General features: G+C 53.0%; 2 protein-coding genes. Both read right to left on the bottom strand.

The annotated features are described in order from the left end of the window. The coding region (locus HWQ67_RS16360; protein ID WP_218253754.1) for a molybdopterin-dependent oxidoreductase at positions 1-1,804 on the bottom strand (1,804 nt) is incomplete at its 3' end. A 45-nt stretch (positions 1,805-1,849) separates the two neighbouring features. Next, positions 1,850-2,443: c-type cytochrome (locus HWQ67_RS16355; RefSeq protein ID WP_218253753.1), on the bottom strand; the 594-nt coding region annotated here is incomplete at its 5' end.

The raw sequence follows: 2,443 nt of genomic DNA, 5'->3' as shown, positions 1-2,443 counted from the left end.
TATTGAACGGGTTTTCGGCCATGTACTGTGGCATCCCGTTGAAGTAAGCCGCGCGGTAGTTACCGGCGTAGCTGCCGACGTTGCCACCAAAAAAGCCCACGTTCCTGGTCAATGCCGCTACGAGGAAGATACCCCTGTCCTTCTGGTCGGCATTAAAGAACTGGTTTGGGCCCATGCCTACAGCAAAGAGGACGTGTTCGGGGTTTTTGGCAAACTGCCGCGCCAGGCTGTATATTGCTGACTTTGGCGCCCACGTTACCTTTGAGGTATTCTCCGGTGTCCATGTATCGTTTAAGTGCTGCTTTATGACGTCAAACACGGGGCGGACCTTTACGTCTTTACCGTCTATCTGTACCGTGAATTCGCCCTCAAGAGCGGGGTCTATGCCGAGCTTTGTGAAGTGCTCACCGACGTCGTCGCGGGTAACCACGGTTGGCTTACCGGCCTTGGTGTCCCATACGACAAAGTCGTCCCACTCGTTACGCATCTTTCTGGTTACACCGGGCATACCCACGTTGGTCTGGATAGGCTTTGGCAGGTCTTTTGCGTCATCAACGACCTTTATGAACTTGAGGTCCTTGGGCTTGTAGTCCTTGCCGTGTATGTCTCTTGCCTTGAGTACGTTGCCGTTGTCCATACGAACGAGCATGGGAAGGTCCGTGTGGGTCTTGACAAAACCCTTGTCGTAGAGATTTTCCTTGATGAGTACCTGTGCAATGCCAAGTGCCAGTGCCGGGTCAGTACCGGGGCGGATGACGACTATCTCATCGGCCTTGCTGCAAGTAGAGCTGTATTCCGTGGCTATGACGATTATCTTCTTGCCCTTGAGTCTTGCCTCCGTCAACCAGTGACCGTCGGGCATCTTTGTGGATATCCAGTTTATACCCCAACATACGGCGATGTTACAGTACTCGACGTTTGATAGGTCAAAGTCAATGGTCTGCTGTCCGCACACCATCGGATGTCCAGGGGGGAGGTCGGTGTGCCAGGAGTAGTTGTCTAACCCCATGCTACCCTTGGCGTCGTCATCGCTGACCTTTCTGACGTGTTTATCGAGGAGGGCCATCGAGTTGGCATTTCTGTACTGTCCATAGAGTTTTATTGAACCAAGTACCGGCATACCGCCTCTGAATTTCATTGTCCTTGTACCGGCGCCACCCATTTTATCGATCATGCCTTCGTCGTAGTCCTGACGCTTTAAGAGTTCGGCACCCTCCTTGCCGGAGTAGCGTGTGGCTATTTCGGTGAAGGTCTTTGCTGCCAGCTCATAGGCCTTGTCCCATGGTACTTGTACGAATGGGTCTTCACCCCGTCTGAACATTTCGGCAGGGGGCATTCCATTTTCATCGCGCGGGAAGCCTTGTTCGACCCACTGCAGGAACCCCTTGCGCACCATGGCGCCCTTGACCCTTCTGTCGCCATAGAACCTTCTTACGAGGGCTATACCCTTGTTACAGTGGCGCGGGTCCCACCTCTGGGAGGCCTTGGTGCCGTAGACGTCGGTGGCCTTGTGGTAGTTCTGTGATGGTCCGACCCTGACGACGACGCCGTTTTTGACGTATGCCTTCAGGTAACAGTTGTGTGTACAGTTGGGGGTACACATAAAGACGTAACTGCTGTCGGGCTTGTAGATATCTCTGTAGACCTTTTCCCAGCCACGATTTGGGTAGTGCGAAAGCGGGTCAGCTACTCCAACGGCCGGTTCCAGGGCATTGAGTGCGAGGGCCTCCTTGGCGGCCAGCGCAGTCAACATCACACCGCCTGTGGCGGTTTTTAGAAAATTCCTTCGTGATATGTTGGCCATATGTTTGCTCCTTTTTCAATTTTTACTAACATGTTTTGTTGCCATTTACTTAGTCTTTTTCATCAGCTTCAGCGTGTAGGACACCAGATTCCACCTCTGGTCCTCCTTGAGGGAGTCTTCGTAGGAGGGCATACCCGTACCATCAAGGCCGGTGGTAAATGTTGCATAGACGTTCTCCGGCGTGGAGCCTCTCTTGAGGGCGCCCGTGGTGAAGTTAAACGGTAGGATTGGCTTACCCTGGTCGTCCTTTATTTCGGCTGACTTTGGGCCATCTCCCTTGCCTTCCTTACCGTGACACTCCCAGCACTTCATGTCGTTGTACACCTTTTCGCCCTTGGCGATGGAGTCAGGTGAGCCAACGTAGGCAGGCTTTTTCACTTTGATAGGCTTACAGGGTTGCTCGTCCGTCCACCTGCTGGAGAAGGTCTTCAGATACGCTACGACTGCATCCACTTCCTTTTGCGACACGTCATAGTGAGATGGCATACCGGCCCTCATTATACCGTTTTTCACTACCGACTTCATGTCACCGTCTGTAGGCATACATCCCGTGGCCGTAGAGCGGAACTTAAACGTTCCGGTCGTAAGGTCCCTGGGATACACCGCCCACATCTTGTTACCAACCTCTCCTTTTTCCAC

Origin of the sequence: Candidatus Magnetobacterium casense (assembly GCF_019173545.1) — a bacterium.
GTDB classification, from domain to species: Bacteria; Nitrospirota; Thermodesulfovibrionia; order Thermodesulfovibrionales; family Magnetobacteriaceae; genus Magnetobacterium; species Magnetobacterium cryptolimnobacter.
Note: the sequence above shows the minus strand (reverse complement) of the source record. Positions and strands in the feature narration are given on the sequence as shown.